Source organism: Pseudomonas sp. TMW22080 (assembly GCF_022496745.1).
GTDB lineage: Bacteria > Pseudomonadota > Gammaproteobacteria > Pseudomonadales > Pseudomonadaceae > Aquipseudomonas > Aquipseudomonas bubulae.
This window is the reverse complement of record NZ_SCFF01000001.1, coordinates 1,378,109-1,396,090: the sequence shown is the minus strand read 5'-3', so window position 1 is coordinate 1,396,090 and position 17,982 is coordinate 1,378,109. Positions and strand designations below refer to the sequence as shown.

Below are 17,982 nucleotides of genomic sequence, written 5' to 3'. Positions count from 1 at the left end.
ATTGGCGCTCAGGTGTGCTTCGTCAACGATTCAAGTTGCAGGGCCAGCGCCTGTCCCAGTGCACGCATGGAGACCTGCACTTGCTCGCGGGCCTGCACGAGGTTAGCGGGCGTGGCTTGCTCCAGTGCCTCGCAGTTGTTGATCAGGCTTTGGGCGCCCACAATGCGGGCAGCGCCTTTTATCCTGTGGGCAATTTCGACAAACGCCTGCAATTCGCCGTTGTCAGGTAACTCAAGCAGCGTCTTGAGATCCTGGCAGTTGCTGCGGAGCAGTTCTTCCAGCAAGAGTCTTGTTCGTTCCTTGTCGCCTCCTGTAAGCGGGCTGAGAGCGTCGGCGTTGAAGGCTTCCGGGCAGTGGAATAGCGGCTCAAGCATGGCCAGTCGTTGACTCAACAGGGTCAGGCTGATGGGTTTGAACAGGCAGTCGTCCATTCCTGCCTGCTTGCAGCGTTGCCGCTCTTCCGGTTGGGCATTTGCAGTAAACCCCAGCACGGTACATGGCCGTTGGCTGGAGGCCAGCTCATGCTTGCGTATGGCTCGAGTCAGTTCATAGCCATTCAGGACAGGCATGTTGCAGTCTGCAATGACCAGGTCGAATTTGCCTGTCTTCCAGGTTTTCAAACCTGCGGCGCCGTCGTGCTCGGTGGTAAACCTGTGCCCTAAAAATCCAAGTTGCTGGCACATCAGCAAGCGGTTGGCCGGGTGATCATCCACCACCAGTACGTTAAGCGGATGAGCGGCAGGGTTGATTGAGGGTTCTTGTGCGGGGGGGCACTGGGACGGCGTCAGGGTTGGCACTTCAAGTTTTATCTGAACCTGGGTACCTGCACTTTCCTGGCTGCTCAGTACCAGGGTGCCGCCCATCATTTCGCACAGGCTACGGCAGATGACAAGGCCAAGACCGGCACCATTGAGCGCCAGTTGCCCGCTGTTCTGTGCCTGGGCGAAGGGCTCAAACAGGCGTGCCTGATCACGCTCGCTGATGCCGATGCCAGTGTCTTTGACGCTCAAGTGCAGTTCAGTCCGCTCAGGGGTGCCGGCTGGCAGCAAGTTGATTTCAAGCGTCACCCGGCCTTGTTGGGTGAACTTGATCGCATTGCTGATCAGGTTGGTCAGGATTTGCTTGAGACGAAGCGGATCGATCAGTACGTCGGGTAGATCGTCTGTTGCATCGAAACGCAGGTCGAGCGTGAGGTTTTTTTGCCGCGCCAGGCCATCAAAAATCCGCATCACGGAGTGTGCCAGTTGGTGCAGATTGACGCGTTCCGGGGACAGGTTCAGGCGGCCGGACTCTATACGGGCAATATCAAGAATATCGCCTATCAGCTCCAGCAGGTCTTTGGCCGAGTTATAAGCAACTTCAATGGACGGGCGGTCGAGATGCCCATGGTCGGCGCGCTTGAGCGTCAGTTCAAGCAAACCGATCACTGCGTTCATCGGTGTACGGATTTCATGGCTCATGGTTGCCAGGAAGGTGCTTTTGGCCCGGTTGGCATCATCTGCCAGCTCCTTGGCCGTACGCAGCTCATCCAGTAGCTGATGACGTTCACTGATATCAATCCAGCCACCGATGATGCCCTGTACTTCGCCCAGGGAGTCCCGATAGGGAAGAATCCAGTGATAGATAGTGAGCGTTTTTTCGCCGATTCTCAGCGGGCGATCAGTCACCAGCGGAGTACCTTCACGCATGACACGCAGGTAGTCGGCCTGATAGTCACGGGCTTCACATTCGTTGCTCAGGAGGTCGCAGGTTTGCATCACGGTCTTGCCGATGACTTCTTCGCGCCTGGCTGAAAAGGCATTCAAGTAGCTGTCATTGCAGGTTTTCAGAACACCTTCGCGATCACGCACATAAATAGGATGAGGCGTACCGTTGACGAGCGCACGCATGAACTCGAACTGATCGCTGAGTGCACGTTCGGCCGATTTTCGTTGCCGGATCTGGCGCCGCATATAGGCATTCCAGATCAGGGACAGCAACAGTAAAAGGCTGGTGCCAATGATGAACTGGTAGAACAGGCGATGGTAATTGTGCCAGTAACTATCAGATGCCGGCACATAGCCCCGCCAGCGGCTGTTGATAATGCCCAGCTCATCAGGCGCGATACTCAACAACGCCTTGTTGAGGATTGAGGACAACTCGCTGGCATCCCGGGCAGTGGCGAGGGAAAACATGGCGGGTTGGGTGCCGATGGTGGCACTGATTTGTAACCGGTCCTGAAACAACCCCGAGGCCAGCAGGTAGTTGGCGATGACCAGCGTACTGACTGCACCTTGCACTTTCTCTTCGGCCAGCAGTTCTGTGGCGCGATAGATATCCCCGGTTTCTACCAGTGTTATCTGCGGGTATTGACTGCGCAGGTAATCGGTCAGGGGATTGCCTCGGGTCAAGGCCAGTTTTTTACCCGCAAGTTGTTCAAGGCTCGCAGGTTGCCCATCACCTTTTGCCGTAAGCAGGACAAAGGAGTTCACCAGATAGGGACGGGTGAAACTGAGGGCGCTTTCTCGTGAGGCTGAAGGATTGATGGCCGAGATAATGTCGGTTTCGTGCCGACTGATCATTCGGGTCATGGTGTCGAGGCTGTTCGCGCGTTGTATTTCGAAGCGCAGCCCCGTGCGCAGACGGATCATCTCCAGCAGGTCGGCAGTAATGCCTCGGAAATCCCCGCTGGCATCAAAAAATGTCAGGGGTGCCATGGTTTCGTTGACCACTACGTTGACCACAGGATGCTTGAGCAGCCAACGGGCTTCTCGCTGAGTAAGCTGCAGCTTCTGATCGGACAGTAGAATGTCACTGCCAGCGCTCCAGCGTTTGGCAATGCTTTCTTGTTCACTGTTGGGTACGGCCTTGAGTGTGGCGTTGATGATGCCTAGCAGGGGCGAGTTGTCCCGACGCACTGCAAAGCTGAATCCATGGGCTTCGTGTTTGCCAAAATTGGCCATCTTGATGTTTTTCAGGTACCCCTTGTTGATCATGTAATGGGTCGACACAGTGTCCCCCAGAAAAATATCCGCCTGATCGAAAGCCACGGCATTAATGGCATTTTGATAGGACGGATAAGACTGGATGATTGCCTGGGGATAAAGCGCCTTTACTTCCTCCTGGGGCAGATAGTGGTACACCATACTCAAGCGCAAACCGGCGAGGCCTTGGGAGAGTGAGCGTGTTTCTCCCTCTCGGGTCACCAGTACGGGTTGGTCGATGGCATAGGGAATGGAAAGTACAAGGTGCTGGTTCGCGGCCTCAAAGCCGTTGGAAGTACCCAGCAGGTCAATCTGGCCGTCCTCGAGTGCCTTGATGGCTGCTTCTCTGGAGGCAAAGCGCTGGATCCTGATCGACAGCTTGAGGGCTTTGCGCAGAAGGCCGGCGTAATCTGCGGTGAGGCCTTCGTAGTCCCGACCGCTATCGGTCATGTCGAACGGTGGATAGTCGGCAGCAGAGGTGCCGATCACGAGTTCGCGCTTATTTTGCAGCCAGTATCGTTGAGTGTTGTCCAGGGGGACTTCAATGTGGCCGGAACTCGAGCGGCTGAGCAACGTAAGGGTTTCACTGCGGACCGGGGCGGCCAGCACGGGCACGCACAGAACTAACCCCGCAAAAAGTGACAGGTACTTGATTAATCGTGCGGGCATCCTGTTTTTCATACAAGACCATTACGTTTTGCCAGCTCGATAAGTTCCACCAGCGAATGGGCTTTCAGTTTTTGCATGAGGCGCTTTTTGTAAGTGCTCACGGTTTTGTTGCTTAAAAACATGCCGGCTGCAATGTCCTTGTTTGTTTTGCCTTGTGCGAACAGCTTCAGAACCATAAGTTCCCTGTCGTTGACAAGTTTGAATAACTCGATTTCAGATGAGTTGTTGTGATCGTTTGTTTCAGAAGTCAATGCCTGGCTTGGAAAATAGTTGTAGCCAGAAAATACCGCTTTTATTGCACTGGTAAGCTCACTCAGCTCTTCTTGTTTGCACACATACCCGGCTGCACCGGATTGCATGCAGCGCATGGCGAAAAGTGTCGGTGACTGCGATGTGAGAACCAGCGTCTTGAGGGCTGGGCTTATTGAGCTGAAGCGTGACAGCACTTCCAGGCCATCGAGTTTGGGGATGCTGATATCAAGAATTACCAGATCAGGAGTGCACTCGCGGATCATCTGCATGGCGTCTACTCCATTGTCGGTTTCTCCGACTATTTCATAACCTTCATGTTCTAACAACATGCGAATTGCGAGCCGGATTACAGGATGGTCGTCGACAATAAATACGGTGTTCATATTGATTCCCCATAAGGTGCTGAATAGAAAGCGCGACCTTAGCTCAGATGTAAGAGCTGGGGCAGGAACCGGGGAGCCTACAAACGTAGTATGGGAATTATCCTACGCAAAATAAGGCGATGGCTCACTAAATACACAAGGGGAGAGGCGTATTTAAATGCGCGTTTAAAGATTTTTTGAGTTTAACGCCGGGCGCGCGAGTATATTTCTTTCTTGTGTATGGAAAAGTCTTACTTGCTACTTCATGTGGTAAACATAGTGTTTGATCAAGTGGAGCTGCGTGCCCTCCCTGTTTGGCAGGGGAGGGCAGCGGTTGTCAGGCGGGGGGTGGAGTGACCTGTCATTGCTCTGGCCATTTCAGTGGCATAACTGTCGGTCATGCCGGCAATAAAGTCGTTGATGCGCATAAACGATCGATGTAATGGCCACTGTGGGTCGGGAGCATTGTTGCCCAGCAAATCGAGGATCCGACGGTTTTGAACGATGGGGTACGACCGCCATGCTGCCCAAGTGCGGCGCCACAGAATGCATTGAGGAGGATTTCCAGGGACGTATAGGCACCCATTTCATGCAAGGTTTTGCATTTGTCCTGGAAGATTTTTTGCGTGCCATGTCTTTGTTGTCCAGCACGCAAGGTGGCCGTGCCGTGCATATGCTCGACCAGATCCCCTGGTGCCAGCAGTGCTTGCTGTTGTTCGACAAAAGCCCGGGCAGCGGCGTTGGTCAGATGTTCGATGGCCTTGCCGCGCAGTATTGCCCGTTTTCGCCGTCGTGAGTCGTTGGGGCCAAGCAGGCGAAAAGTTTCAGGCAAATCATCGCCCACCAGGTTCAGCAGCAGGGACTCGACACATGGAGAAGCTGCGTTTGCGTTTGGGAGCCTCTCTTGGTGATAAATGGACAAGGCTAGTTACATCATTGCAGTTTTGGACATTTTGAAGAGGCCATGATCTGCCGTTTAGGGTCTTCAGGTTTAGAGTATATATGTGTTTGGCGGGTTGATTTATGTAAAGTTTTCCTTAAGTAATAAGTGGTTTTTATGTGTGGCGAACTCCATTTGCTTCCTGTTGACGGGCTATAGGCGGCAAAATACCCAGTTCCTTTTGTGTGGTCAGGTTGGGCTGTTAGGAAAGGTGTTTATAAGTCGTGATTTTTCTCTACCTATTGTAGCTTGTCGAGTGAGTTGGGGTGTTTGTAATCTGCACTTTTACTCAGGGTTGATGCTAGCAGTAAGGGGTTGTTAAATTTTCTGTTGCTGATTGTCTGTCAGGTATAGCAGTGGAGAAGTTATTAACAGGTTGTGATTTTATCTATGTGTAGGGGATAGTGGCATTTTACAATCAATCATTTTGTGATAGGATTTGTCCGTTCTAGCGTTGATTGGTTTATGCAATCTATTAAATGGAAAAGGAAAAAATGGATAAAATTATAAGTGTTGTATTTGCGTCGTTGATTGCGGTTTCGTCGTTTGCAGCATCAGCAGAAACCTTTGAGCGAGTAGAACTTGATAAAGATAGAACCAGTGTTCAGTACGCTGGCCCTATTAAGTCAGTCACTAAATCGCTTGAAGGTTATAAGTGGCTTGGTCAATCAGATGACATGAATGGTGGCGTGGTTTTTGAGCCGTATGCAAACCCTGATTTCGGTAAAAATGACACTGAAACGGGGGGTGCAATCATGGTGACCGCTACATTCTATCTTTATGATAAGCCAGTTAAAGAGGCTCTGATGATTGCTCGTCAAAGCGAGATTCCGGGTTTTGTTGAGTTTTACGGGTACGAATCAAGAGAGCTACAATTGCACGTGAGAATGGCTGATGATAATGCATTCCAAGCTTTTTCAAGTGCAGACGAATATCGTAGGCCGGAAAAGTTGATGGCATATAAAAAGGTTGAACAATTTAATAAGAGTAACTATGAGAGCACGTTGAAGTCTGCACTTGATGATGGAACCTTTTTTTAGTAACGGCGTCTAGAGAAAAGGCTGCCTTGGCGGTCTTTTTTATTTTTATGGTTTGGGGTTTTTTTGAAGTAGGGGGCTTGGTCCAGGTTGGAGGGTTGAATTGATCAGCTTAAAGTGTGTTTTGAACCGTGGTATAAATCAACGGTCTTAGGTGTTTATCAATTACTGGGGAGCACGCATGGAAAGCATGAGTTGGGACAAGTTGCTGAATAATACCCGTCTTGGCGGTCGTCCTCCTAAATCTGAGCTAGGCCGTTCACCTTTCCACTCAGACCACGACAAGGTTATTTTCTCCGGAGCTTTCAGACGCCTTGCCAGAAAGACTCAGGTTCATCCTCTTGCCACTAATGACCACGTTCATAACCGTCTCACACATAGCTTGGAAGTGGCTTGTGTAGGCCGTACCCTGGGGGTGAGAGTAGGCCAGGAACTTCTGAATGAAAGACTTATTCCTGAGCAACATTCAGCTTCTGATATTGGTGATATTGTCCAGACTGCTTGTCTCGCTCATGACATTGGCAACCCTCCCTTTGGGCATACAGGTGAAGAAGCTATTCGTCACTGGTTCACCAATGATGTTGGGGCGAAGATAATAGAACAATTGCCTTTTAATGAAGCTACTGATTTACGTAGATTTGAAGGCAATGCACAAGGGTTTAGGGTTTTAACGACCTCGGAATATCATCCCTATGAAGGGGGGATGCGTCTTACTTATGCGTCGCTTGGCGCTTTCATTAAGTATCCTTGGCTTGCTGGTGATGCTGTTAATGGGCAAAGACCTATTCAGAACAAATATGGTATTTACTGTTCTGAATTGGGTTTGTTCAATGAAGTGGCGGACGCTACTGGCTTGTTAAAGCTGGGTGATGGTTGGCGGTGTCGCCATCCACTGGCTAACTTGATGGAGGTGTCTGATGATTTTTGCTACGCCATTCTTGATTTAGAAGATGGTGTAGAGATGGGTATCCTTGAGTGGGATAAGGTCTTTGAAATACTGTGCCTTGTCCTTGATGATCACCAGAAGAATCAGTTAGTCAAAGAAATTCAAGGCATGAAGGTTGGCCGTAGGCTCTCTATGATTCGTGGGAAAGTTATTTCAGCTTTTGTAGACGCTGGAGCGACTGCTTTCATGAATAACCATAATGAAATCATGACTGGCAAGGTTCTAGGTATTTTAGAACTTTGTGATAAGAATGTCCGTGAGTGTGTAGCTGCCGCCAAAGGTCTTGCTCGCGATGAAATCTTCCAGCATCCCAGGAAGGTTGAGTTAGAAATAGGGGCTTATAGCACTATATCTACGCTGCTAAACGTTAGCTGCTCTGCTGCTTTGGAATATGTCAGAAAGGGCGGTGTAGCTGATTCGAAGACGAGAAGGGTGGTAGAGCTTCTTGGGCTGGACTTGAATAATTTAGACGCCAGTGGGGGTGTTTCCAAGGAGTACGGTGCAATGATGCAGGTTCTGGATTACGTGAGTGGCATGACCGATAACTATGCCATGCACTTGGCTCGACAGTTTAATGGTATGGGCGGGGAGCGTTGAGCCTGCGTGTACATAATAGCCAGCTGTTTTATTATGTGATTGCAAATGTGCTTCTCATTGAAAAGGCCACCTAAGTGGCCTTTTGTATCACAATTCAGCTTTTAATTTGTCGAATTCATTTTTTATTTCACGAAGCATTAACTTGCGTCCCTCATTTGCTTTGGAGTTTCCAATAATGGCAGAGATGGAAAATCCAACGGCAGTAAGGGCTGTTCCTACTACATAGCCAAACCATCCTTTGGCAATGTATACGCTAAGGGCAGTCACTGCGAGTCCGGCGGCGACAACAATTTTGTTGCCGTTATAGGTTTTGAATTCCCCGTGCTCGTAATACGTTTGCGTAACTGCAAGTGAGGCCAGGCTAAAAAAGGTGCCTACGCCCGGCAATGCAAACATTATAAAGTCTTGAAAAGTAAAAGTTTCTCTTTCGCTAATATACCCGAGTGTGTAAATCTCTCCATTCGGGGTCACTTGATAGGCGACTGGTTCACCACTTTTAAAAGCCATTAGAATTTTTTTGCCAACAGGAGCATGTAAACTCTCGTCAATGAGGATCGCTGGCAGCAAGTCACCGTTCTGAAACTCAAGCAATGCCTCAAGCTTGACATGAGTTCCTATATTGTTACTAACTGAAACGTTGTTGCCTTGCTTAGTGGTTGTAACTGAGCCGCTTGTGTGGGAGGTGACTGTTTTGTCCCTTAAAATGACTGCTGCACAATCGAACGCGGGCCTTCTACTCATGGCTATTCCTTAGCTTGCTAGCAATAAAAAAACGACTAATTCAAAAAATTAAGCGGGAGGCTGGCATAATGCCATTATTTGATGAGGGCCAGGAACTTATCAAATTTCCAAAGCCTGATCAAGCGGCTGTAGAGGCTTCATTCTTTTATGCGTTCGTTAGAGGCTAACAGGATGGGTTTCGCTGCTGCGCCAGAGGCGTAGAGCAGGTGACTTATAGGCAGGCGATGGCTAGTGTCTTTGTTTTGCTGGTGATGCAAACAACCGTAAATCCCTAGTCAGTTCGAACGGGCTGTTCGAAGAGTGGTGTATTGGCTCTATAATTGTCCTGGCAAAAACTGAGGTTATTCCTAAGTGGTACAATTTCGTCTTCTTGTTCTTATATATTCTTATTTGTAACTAGTTGGCTGTTGACACTGTAATAAGGTCGTTTTTGGCTGCGGAGCCTAAATACAGTTCGCTCGGTAGCAGCCGAACCGGTGCTTCTTGTCACCCAGGGAGCGGCCGACGCAACTGACTTCGAGGGAGTGGGTGAGGCGGGTGTGGATATGGTCGTTGCTGTTGACCGGATGGACCTGTGTTTTGCGCCCCAGCAGCTTCTCGTTTCAGAACGGATGACGCAAGTGGAGGCATGATCAGGAGCGCCATCTGTGGCAGCGGGCTTGCTCACGATGCAGGCAGCGCGGTGTTTCAGTCAAACCGCGTCGATGCCATCGCGAGCAAGCCCGCTCCCACAGAAGGAGGGGGGAGGCTTTCTGTTCAGGGCTTGCGCGAGGCCTGGATCACCATCTTGATCAGTGGTATCAAGCCAGTGGTCAAGCTGATCCAGCGTGACGTGCCCCCGGTGTTTTTGCTTTTGGCGCCTCTGCCGGTCAGGAACCCGAGCAGGGTGACAATCCCCACACCCCACAAGGGTGCATGCTTGATCCCCAGGGTTTCCTGCCAGTTGCTGGTCATCCCGCGCATTTTTTGCAGGGGTTGCAGCAGTTGTTGCGACTCATGACGAATCTCCTGCCGGTGCATTTCCATGCGCAGGCGGATCAAGGTTTTGCGCAACTCCTGGCGTGAAGCATTTTTCGGCAATTCAGGCAGGCTCATGGCAACAAACGCTCGCGGTCTTTGGCCAGCTCTTCAAGCGTGGCATTGAAAGGAGAGGATTCATCGAATATCGCGGCGTTGAGGCGCAGCCCGCAGAACACCGCGGCCAGCGTATAAAACACACAAAGCCCGATAATGCCGGGGATGCGGTAGCTGTCCCAGAGCAGGATCATCACCAGCGCCGACAGTCCGATCAGCAGCAACAGCGCGAACACCAGTGCCAGCCCGGCAAACAACAACAGGCTGACGGTGCGTGCCTTCTGCTCTTGCAGTTCGATGCCCAGCAATTCGACATGGCTGTGCAACAGACCCAGGAATGCGGCACCCAAGCGCCGCGGTGAGGAACGGGGGGAACCGGATTCGTCTGTCATATCAGCGCCGGGTTGCCAGCAGGCCCAGAACAAAGCCGATACCGGCCGCGATGCCCACAGACTGCCAAGGGTTAGCCTGCACATAATCTTCGGTGGCCACCACAGCCGCCTGACTGCGGTCTTTCAACGATTCCTTGGTTTCTTCCAGGGTTGCGCGGGCCTTCAACAGGCTGTCCTTTATCTGGGCGCGCAGTTCTTCAGCCTGGTCACCGGCCAGGGACGCGGTATGTTCCAGCAACTTTTCGGCATCGAGTACCAGCGTCTGGAAATCGGCCATCAGGATTTCTTGAGCATTCTTTGCTGTTTTACGGGCCATGATTCACTCCATTAGTGGCTTGATAATCGTTCGAGTGTAGGCCTTCGGTGAAGGTTCACTCGTTTCCTTGGCATTGCTTACGCTGTTGGATGGGCAATGCCAGAGATGTCTTTTGTGTACAGAGGCAAAACCTTACCTTAAATCAGTCGTTTTCGCGGGGGATTGCAGCTTCCCGCGCGTCTTCGCTTTCAAAACAGCCTTCGAGCAGGTGATAGCGGTCATGGCGTACCTGGTCGACCCGGCGTTGCACGATTTTTTCTGACAGGCCCAGCAAAATCAAGGCATGGGAGGCGAGCATCAGGCTCGACTCGAGCAATTCCGGTACCACTTCAGTTGCCCCGGCGGCCTTCAGCTCGGTGAGCTGGCTGTCATCGCGGGTCCTGACCAGGATAGGCACTTCGAGGGTAATCAGCCGGGCTTCCTTGAGTACGCTCATGGCCACCTCGGTGTTGTCCACGGCAATCACCAGCAGTCGCGCACGATCCAGGCCTACAGCGCGCAGCAGATCACCCCGGCGGGCGTCGCCGTAGTGCACGCAGCTGTCCGCTTTAGCTGCTTCCTCAATGCGATCGGGGTCGTAGTCCAGCGCGACAAAGTCCTTGTGTTCGCTGCGCAGGAAACGGCCAATGGACTGGCCCACGCGGCCATAGCCGCACATCACCACGTGCCCGTGCAGTTCGGCGTTTTGGCTGGCGATTTCTTCCAGCTCCGCCTCTTCATAGGATTGCCGGTGCAGGCTGGCTGCGATAAGTGGCGCGGCGCGCAGCAGCAGGGGTGTCAGCAGCATCGAGCAGAACGTGGCGGCCAGCAGATAGGCAGCCATATCCGCCGGGATCAGCGAGTTGCTCTGCATCTGCGCCATCAGGGCAAAGCAGAACTCACCGCCCTGGGCCAGGGCCAGGCCACTGCGCCAGGCGGTTTCTCCGTCGCTGCCACGCAACTTGACCAGAATCGCGACCACGGCACCCTTGATCAGCATCAGGACCAGGGTCAGGCCTAAAATCAGGAAACCGTGGTGAATGAAAAGCTGCAGGTCGATCAGCATGCCGATGCTGACGAAAAACAGACCCAGCAGAATGTCCCGGAAAGGTCGGATATCGGCCTCAATCTGGTGTCGATAGTGGCTTTCACCCAGTAGCATGCCGGCCAGGAAGGCGCCGAGCGCAGGGGACAGGCCCAGCAGGTGGGTGAGCCAGGCGGTGAGCAGCACGATCACCAGCGCCAGCAACACAAACAGCTCTGCCGAGCGCGACGCGGCCACCTCGTGGAACAGGCGCGGCAGCAGGAAGCGACTGGCAAACAGCAACCCCAGAAACAGGATCACAGTCTTGCCCAAGGTAACCGGCAAGGCCCAATACCAGGCCTGGTCGCTGCTGCCGGCGAACACCGGCACCAGGGTCAGCAACAGTACCGCGACCACGTCCTGAAACAGCAGTACACCAATGGCATTCTGACCGTGACGGCTGAAGATTTCCCCCAGGCTAGTCAGCTCTTTACTTACGATCGCCGTGGATGACAGGGCGAGTCCGGCACCGAGCAGGAACGCGCCGTTAAGGCTCATGCCAAAGGCATACAGCAGGCCGCCCAGCGCCACTGCCGAACACAGCACTTGCAGGCTGCCCAGGCCAAATACCACCCGACGCAGCTTGAGCATCTTGGGCAGCGAGAACTCCAGCCCCAGGGAAAACAGCAAAAACACCACTCCAAGCTCTGCCAGGTCAGGCAGGTCGGGGCTGTCATTGATCCAGTCGAGGGCGGTGGGACCTACAAACAGGCCGACACACAGGTAACCCAGCACCGGCGGCAGCTTCAGGCGCCGGAACAGGGCAATGACCACCAGTGACGAGGCAAGGATGATTAACAGATTGGCAAACACGAAAGGCTTCCTTGGCAGGTCGGGAAAAAGGTCGCGAGCATCCGGCAAATACGAAGGTCTGTCGCTGATGTGGGTCAAGCGTAGTCGCAAGCAGGGGAATAGAGCGATTGTATTGGCAAATCAGGCATACGGCTGCGGGTATCTGCTACGGGTCGACGTCACCGGGCCAGGCTCTTAAGATAAACACTTTATTTCTAAGGTCGTTATTTATGCCTCCCGAATGCCAATTGTTCGGCACCCTGGGTTGTCACCTGTGTGAACTGGCCGAAGCGGTTTTAATGCCCTTGGTCGAGCATGGGTTGATGGTCGAGCTGGTCGATATTGCTGACAGCGACTCGTTGTTTGAAAGCTACGGCTTGCGTATTCCGGTATTGCGCCGGGTCGATACGGGCCAGGAGTTGGGCTGGCCGTTTGATACTGCGCAGGTGGTCAATTTTCTTGGATAAACCTGCATAATCACCGGCTGCATTTTCCGCTCGAGACCCTTTATGTCGTCCCAGCCTTTCATCGCCGCCGAGCATCAAGCCAGTACCTTGCACCTGCCGCCAGGCAGATGGTTGACGGTGCTCGACTGCCTGAGTGAACACTTCAGTGCCATCAGCCGCGAACAGTGGCTTGACCGTATCGCCCGTGGCCGGGTGCTGGATGCCGACGGTGCGCCTATCAGCCCGCAGCTGGCGTACCGGGAAGGCCTGCGCATTCATTACTTTCGCGAAGTGCCCAACGAAACGCACATTCCGGTGCAGGAAACCATCCTGTATGCCGATGAGCATCTGGTGGTGGCGGACAAGCCGCACTTCCTGCCGGTGACCCCGGGCGGTGAGTATGTCGAGCAAACACTGCTGCGGCGCTTGATCCGCACCCTGGGCAACCCCCATCTGGTGCCCCTGCACCGTATCGACCGGCACACGGCGGGCCTCGTGCTGTTTTCTGCCAATCCGGACACTCGTTCGGCGTATCAGTCGTTGTTTCCCACGCGCAAGATCGACAAACGCTATGAGGCCATTGCTCGCGCATTGCCTGAACTTGAGCTGCCGCTGGTGCATAAAAGCCGCCTGGTGGAGGGCGAGCCTTTTTTCCGCATGAAAGAAGGGCCGGGCGTCAGCAATACCGAGACCCTGGTCGACGTTTGTGAGAAAAACGGTGAGTTGTGGCGTTATGCGTTGTACCCCGTCACCGGGAAAAAGCATCAGTTGCGGGTGCATATGGCGGCGCTGGGGGCAGGGATATGCAATGACCCGTTCTACCCGGACGTGATCAGGGACGCTGTCGATGACTATGCCGAGCCGCTGAAACTGCTGGCCCAGAGTTTGCGCTTTGTTGATCCGCTCACGGGAGAAGCGCGCTTTTTCGAGAGCAGGATTCATCTGGACTGGTAAAACAAAACCCGCACTAGGCGGGTTTTGTTTTAAGACCAGAGAGCGGTATTACAGCTCTTTAACGGTACGAATCTGGTCTTTGTTGATGCGGGTTTCTTTACCGTCCAGTTGCTTGAACTGGTAGAAGCCTGAGTCGTCATCGTATTTTGGTGCGTCGACAGTCTGGATTTCGCGACCGTCGTTCAGGGTGATCACCGAAGGCGAGGAGCAGCCGGCAAGGGCGGCCATGCCAGCAGCGAGCATCAGGGCGGCGAGAGTCCGGTGAGTCATTGTGTATCTCCAACAAGTGAATGTGCTGTTAATGATTACTGTCCTTGAGACGTATACATCGTCTGCAAGTTCCATTGCTAGCCCCAGGCAGACACTGGCGCGGATTATTTCAGCCAGTCCGGGGTATTGAAATTGGCCAGCCGCGGGTCATTTTCGGCGCATTGCCAGGCCCGTGCATTGAGCTGGAGCATGATTTTGCGCGGGCTGCGTTCACCTGCCTGCCAGGCGGCCTCGAATACATCTTTCAGGGCTGTGGGGATCACGCATAACAGCGGTTCCCAGTGCTCCCCGTGGCGCACCATCAGCGGCTGATCGGGATGTTGAGCGGCAGCGCCCAGCAGGGCATCGAGCAACCCGCGGTCGATTTTCGGTACATCGCAGGGCAACACCAACAAGTGTGAGTGGCGGGCCACGGCCAGCCCGGCGCGGATCCCCGCCAATGGCCCGGCAAAGTCATCATTGCCATCACTGACCAGTTGATCGGCCAGGCGGGTGTACTGTTCGTGGTTGCGATTGCACGAAATGATCAGGTCATCGGTCAGCGGGCGGGTGACGCGCTGGGCATACGCGATCAGCGGCTGACCCTGCCATCTCACCAGCCCCTTGTCCTGACCGCCCATGCGCTGGCCACGGCCACCTGCCAGCAGCAAGATGGAGCATTGAAACCGGTTCATATGGAACTCCGCGCAACCAGGCAAAAGAAGCGCTGTGATATAACACCGGGCTGTTTCTCCTACAACTGGACCTCGTCTATGAAAGCCAAGGTTGATGCACCTTTCGTACCTTTGAATATCGCCGTTCTTACCGTCAGTGACACTCGAACTCTGGAAACGGACACTTCGGGTCAGGTTTTTGTCGATCGCCTGCGTGATGCCGGGCACAACCTGGCGGCACGGGTGTTGCTCAAGGATGACCTGTATAAAATCCGCGCCCAGGTCGCCACCTGGATCGCCGACGATGGGGTGCAGGTGGTGCTGATTACCGGCGGCACAGGTTTTACTGCACGGGACAGCACGCCAGAAGCCGTCAGTTGTCTGCTGGACAAGCAAGTAGATGGCTTTGGTGAACTGTTCCGCCAGATCTCCGTGGCCGATATCGGCACTTCGACCGTGCAGTCCCGGGCTCTTGCCGGCTTGGCCAACGGTACGCTGGTGTGCTGCCTGCCGGGTTCGACCAACGCTGTACGCACCGGTTGGGACGGGATATTGGCCGAGCAACTGGATTCCCGTCATCGCCCCTGCAACTTCGTCGCCCACTTGAAGCAGGCACCGGCCTGTGAAACCCGTGGATAAGCCGGGCCGAACTGGCGCGCTGATGCCCGTCGAGGTGGCACTTGAGCGTTTGCTGGCACTGGCTGAGTCGGCGCCGATCCTTGACACCGAATCGGTTCCGGTGGGCGCAGGGGATGGCCGCGTACTGGCCCACGACTTGATTGCAAGCCTTGATCTTCCCCCTTGGCCCAACAGTGCAATGGACGGTTATGCGTTGAACCTGGGCGACTGGTCCGGGGAACCGCTAACCGTTAGCCAGCGAATTTTTGCCGGTACTGCCCCGGAGCCACTGGCGCCAGGCACCTGTGCACGCATTTTTACTGGTGCCCCGGTACCTGCGGGCGCGGACTGCGTCGAAATGCAGGAAAATGCCGTGGTGCAGGCCGACGGACGAGTGGTATTCACCCATGCCTTGCGTGCAGGTCAGAACATTCGTCCTAAAGGGCAGGAAACCACCATTGGTGAGGTAGTCCTTACTGCGGGGACGCGCTTGGGGCCGATCGAGCAGGGGCTGGCAGCATCCCTGGGCTGCGCCGAGCTGCGAGTCATGCGACGGGTCAAGGTGGCGGTGTTATCCACTGGCGATGAACTGATCGAGCCCGGGCAGCCGTTGGGCCCGGGGCAAATCTACAACAGCAACCGCATAGTGCTGTGCAGCTGGTTAGCGCGCATGGGCTGTGAAGTGGTCGATGGGGGGATTCTGCCTGATGACTTGCCCGCCACCCGCCAGCGGTTGGGTGAGTTGGGAACGGTTGACCTGATTTTATCCACCGGCGGAGTGTCGGTTGGTGAGGCAGACTTTTTGGGCATTGCGTTGCGCGAAGAGGGCGAGCTGGCGCTGTGGAAGTTGGCAATCAAGCCGGGCAAACCCCTGACCTGCGGGCATTTTCGCGGTGTGCCGGTGATCGGCCTGCCAGGTAACCCTGCCTCGACTCTGGTGACGTTCGCGTTGCTGGCACGGCCTTATCTGCTGCGCCTGCAAGGCGTGCAGGCTGTCGAACCGCTGAAGTTCCAGGTGCCTGCAGGATTTGTCTGGCCCAAGCCGGGCAATCGTCGCGAGTACCTGCGCGGGCGTTTGGAGCAAGGGCGTGCGGTGATTTACAAAAACCAGAGTTCAGGCGTGTTGCGCAGCGCGGCATGGGCTGAAGGGCTGGTGGAAGTCCTTGAGGATTGCACCCTGGCCGAAGGCGACCGGGTGGGGTTTATCCCGTTGAGTGAAGTGCTGGGCTAGCACTGTTGCGTCACCCGTGGGAGCGGGCTTGCTCGCGATTGCGGGTGATCGCCATCGCGAGCAAGCCCGCTCCCACAATGATCTCAGACAGGCGCGCGCCCATAGATATCAGTCAGGCGCACGATGTCGTCTTCGCCCACATACTCGCCGCTTTGCACTTCGATCATGACCAGTTCAGCCTCCCCGGTGTTGCCCAGCCGGTGTGGGCTGCCGGGTTTGATAAAGGTGGACTCGTTGGTTTCGAGGGTGAAGTCCAGGCCATCATTGTTCACTTCGGCCCTGCCACTGACCACGATCCAGTGTTCGCTGCGCCGTTGGTGCACCTGCAGGGACAGCGCGGCTCCGGGCTTGACCACGATGCGTTTGATCTTGAACCCCGGACCTTCCTCCAGCACGGTGTAGGTGCCCCACGGGCGGGTGACAGTGCGGTGCAGGCGATAGGCGTCGTGGCCCTGGAGTCTGAGTGTTCGGGCGATGTGCCTGACGTCCTGGCTGCGTCGGGCGTCGGCCACGAGCAGAGCATCCGGCGTATCGATAATGATCAGGTCGTTTAGCCCGACCCCGCCCACCAACCGTTTCGGCGAGTCGATGTAGCAGTTGTGTACATCGTGCAGTACGTTTTCGCCAGTACACTGGTTGCCATTGGCGTCGGCCGGGGTCAGCTCGCGCACCGCCTGCCATGAGCCTATGTCACTCCAGCCCAGCTGGCAGGGCACCACGGCAACTTTTTGCGAGCGCTCCATCACGGCGTAGTCTATGGAGATATCGGGCACCAGGGCGAAACTCTGGCTGTCCAGTTCGAGGTGGCGTTGTTGTTTGCCCTCAAACATCTGGCTGTGATCAAGGCAGTGGGTCACGGCATCCAGTACCAGAGGCGCATGGGCCCTGAATTCTTGCAGTACGCTGTCGGCGCGCATGCAGAACATGCCGCTGTTCCACAGATGCAGGCCGCCGTCGAGGTAGCCCTGGGCCGTTTTGGCGTCCGGTTTTTCAACAAACTGCGCCACTTCAAAGCCATCCTGGTTCAGCTTCTGGCCTTTTTCTATATAACCAAAGCCGATTTCGGCCCGGGTTGGCAGTATGCCAAAGGTCACCAGCCAGCCCTCGTCGGCCAGTTTGCGGGCGTTGTCGACGGCCCGGCCGAAGGCGGCAATATCGGTGATCAGATGGTCGGCGGGGAGCACCAGCAACTGCGTATCACCGCCGTAGCGCTGCGCAATCTGCAAGGCGGCTGCGGCAATCGCCGGGGCAGTATTGCGGCCAAATGGCTCGAGGATAAAGTCCAGTTCGATGTCGTCCATGCTCTGTGCGCGGTAATCATCAAGCGTGCGAAAAAACACCTCCCTGTTGGTTACGGTCAGCAACGGGCCAACGTCACGCAGGCCGGTTGCGCGGGCAAAGGTCTTTTGCAGCAGGCTCTGACCATCGGGCAGGCACATAAAGGGCTTGGGCATGGCCTCGCGCGACACTGGCCATAGCCGGGTGCCAGCGCCACCGGCGATGATGCAGGGAACCAGTGTGCTCATACAGAACGCCTCTAGAATCATTGGACAACTTACAGGGGTTGAAGTCTGACCGGTTCTGCGCTTTTGATCGAGCCGTGAAGGTTAAATCACGGGTGCATGGGCCTTTTCGGTCTGGCTGTTGTCCAAGCAATCAGACCGTT

At 54.6% G+C, this 17,982-nt stretch carries 16 protein-coding genes and 1 pseudogene; 6 read left to right on the top strand and 11 right to left on the bottom strand.

Going from position 1 to position 17,982, the window contains the following annotated elements:
• Positions 1–8: 8 nt before the first annotated feature.
• From EQV96_RS06090 to EQV96_RS06080, 3 genes and pseudogenes are all read right to left on the bottom strand, one after another.
• Positions 9–3,632, bottom strand: coding sequence for a transporter substrate-binding domain-containing protein (locus EQV96_RS06090; RefSeq protein WP_095025149.1), 3,624 nt, complete (start codon positions 3,630–3,632; stop codon positions 9–11).
• An 8-nt stretch (positions 3,633–3,640) separates the two neighbouring features.
• The gene (locus tag EQV96_RS06085; protein ID WP_095002233.1) at positions 3,641–4,267 is read right to left on the bottom strand and encodes a response regulator transcription factor; all 627 of its coding nucleotides are present in this window, start codon (positions 4,265–4,267) and stop codon (positions 3,641–3,643) included.
• Positions 4,268–4,533: 266 nt separating this feature from the next.
• A pseudogene (locus EQV96_RS06080) lies at positions 4,534–5,114 on the bottom strand (deoxyguanosinetriphosphate triphosphohydrolase); the annotation flags it as partial.
• Between the two features lie 551 nt (positions 5,115–5,665).
• Here EQV96_RS06080 and EQV96_RS06075 point away from each other — a divergent pair.
• Both EQV96_RS06075 and EQV96_RS06070 read left to right on the top strand, forming a co-directional pair.
• The gene (locus EQV96_RS06075) at positions 5,666–6,226 is read left to right on the top strand and encodes a hypothetical protein (protein WP_141228169.1); all 561 of its coding nucleotides are present in this window, start codon (positions 5,666–5,668) and stop codon (positions 6,224–6,226) included.
• A 178-nt stretch (positions 6,227–6,404) separates the two neighbouring features.
• Positions 6,405–7,766, top strand: coding sequence for a deoxyguanosinetriphosphate triphosphohydrolase (locus tag EQV96_RS06070; protein WP_306108787.1), 1,362 nt, complete (start codon positions 6,405–6,407; stop codon positions 7,764–7,766).
• Positions 7,767–7,853: 87 nt separating this feature from the next.
• Here EQV96_RS06070 and EQV96_RS06065 read toward each other — a convergent pair whose 3' ends face one another.
• The 5 genes from EQV96_RS06065 to EQV96_RS06045 form a co-directional block, all read right to left on the bottom strand.
• A complete protein-coding gene (locus tag EQV96_RS06065; protein ID WP_095002231.1) occupies positions 7,854–8,507 on the bottom strand; it encodes a hypothetical protein in 654 nt (217 codons plus the stop codon).
• Positions 8,508–9,263: 756 nt separating this feature from the next.
• Positions 9,264–9,602, bottom strand: coding sequence for a hypothetical protein (locus EQV96_RS06060; protein WP_095002230.1), 339 nt, complete (start codon positions 9,600–9,602; stop codon positions 9,264–9,266).
• Positions 9,599–9,973: a phage holin family protein gene (locus tag EQV96_RS06055; RefSeq protein WP_095002229.1), complete on the bottom strand. Its 375-nt coding sequence runs from the start codon at positions 9,971–9,973 to the stop codon at positions 9,599–9,601. The genes EQV96_RS06060 and EQV96_RS06055 overlap by 4 nt, the downstream gene beginning before the upstream one ends.
• 1 nt (position 9,974) lies before the next feature.
• Positions 9,975–10,289: a YqjD family protein gene (locus EQV96_RS06050; RefSeq protein WP_095026082.1), complete on the bottom strand. Its 315-nt coding sequence runs from the start codon at positions 10,287–10,289 to the stop codon at positions 9,975–9,977.
• 142 nt (positions 10,290–10,431) lie between these two features.
• Positions 10,432–12,165 (bottom strand): monovalent cation:proton antiporter-2 (CPA2) family protein, encoded by a 1,734-nt coding sequence (locus EQV96_RS06045; protein WP_095002227.1) that lies wholly within the window; start codon positions 12,163–12,165, stop codon positions 10,432–10,434.
• Positions 12,166–12,374: 209 nt separating this feature from the next.
• On the opposite strand from EQV96_RS06045, the gene EQV96_RS06040 reads away from it, so the two are divergent.
• A complete protein-coding gene (locus EQV96_RS06040) occupies positions 12,375–12,611 on the top strand; it encodes a glutaredoxin family protein (protein WP_095002226.1) in 237 nt (78 codons plus the stop codon).
• Positions 12,612–12,653: 42 nt separating this feature from the next.
• Complete coding sequence (locus EQV96_RS06035) at positions 12,654–13,544, top strand: pseudouridine synthase (protein ID WP_240881562.1); 891 nt, start codon at positions 12,654–12,656, stop codon at positions 13,542–13,544.
• Between the two features lie 48 nt (positions 13,545–13,592).
• Here the strand turns inward: EQV96_RS06035 and EQV96_RS06030 are convergent, their stop codons facing one another.
• The gene (locus tag EQV96_RS06030; RefSeq protein ID WP_095002224.1) at positions 13,593–13,814 is read right to left on the bottom strand and encodes a YgdI/YgdR family lipoprotein; all 222 of its coding nucleotides are present in this window, start codon (positions 13,812–13,814) and stop codon (positions 13,593–13,595) included.
• A 104-nt stretch (positions 13,815–13,918) separates the two neighbouring features.
• Positions 13,919–14,488, bottom strand: coding sequence for a molybdenum cofactor guanylyltransferase MobA (gene mobA, locus EQV96_RS06025; RefSeq protein ID WP_095025147.1), 570 nt, complete (start codon positions 14,486–14,488; stop codon positions 13,919–13,921).
• A 78-nt stretch (positions 14,489–14,566) separates the two neighbouring features.
• On the opposite strand from mobA, the gene moaB reads away from it, so the two are divergent.
• Entirely contained in the window at positions 14,567–15,106 is a 540-nt protein-coding gene (gene moaB, locus EQV96_RS06020) for a molybdenum cofactor biosynthesis protein B (RefSeq protein WP_095002222.1), read from the top strand.
• Positions 15,090–16,316 (top strand): gephyrin-like molybdotransferase Glp, encoded by a 1,227-nt coding sequence (glp, locus tag EQV96_RS06015; RefSeq protein WP_095020298.1) that lies wholly within the window; start codon positions 15,090–15,092, stop codon positions 16,314–16,316. Before moaB ends, glp begins: the two co-directional genes overlap by 17 nt.
• An 83-nt stretch (positions 16,317–16,399) precedes the next feature.
• Here glp and EQV96_RS06010 read toward each other — a convergent pair whose 3' ends face one another.
• On the bottom strand, positions 16,400–17,842 hold the full coding sequence (locus EQV96_RS06010; protein WP_095002220.1) for a mannose-1-phosphate guanylyltransferase/mannose-6-phosphate isomerase: 1,443 nt from the start codon (positions 17,840–17,842) through the stop codon (positions 16,400–16,402).
• Positions 17,843–17,982 lie beyond the last annotated feature (140 nt).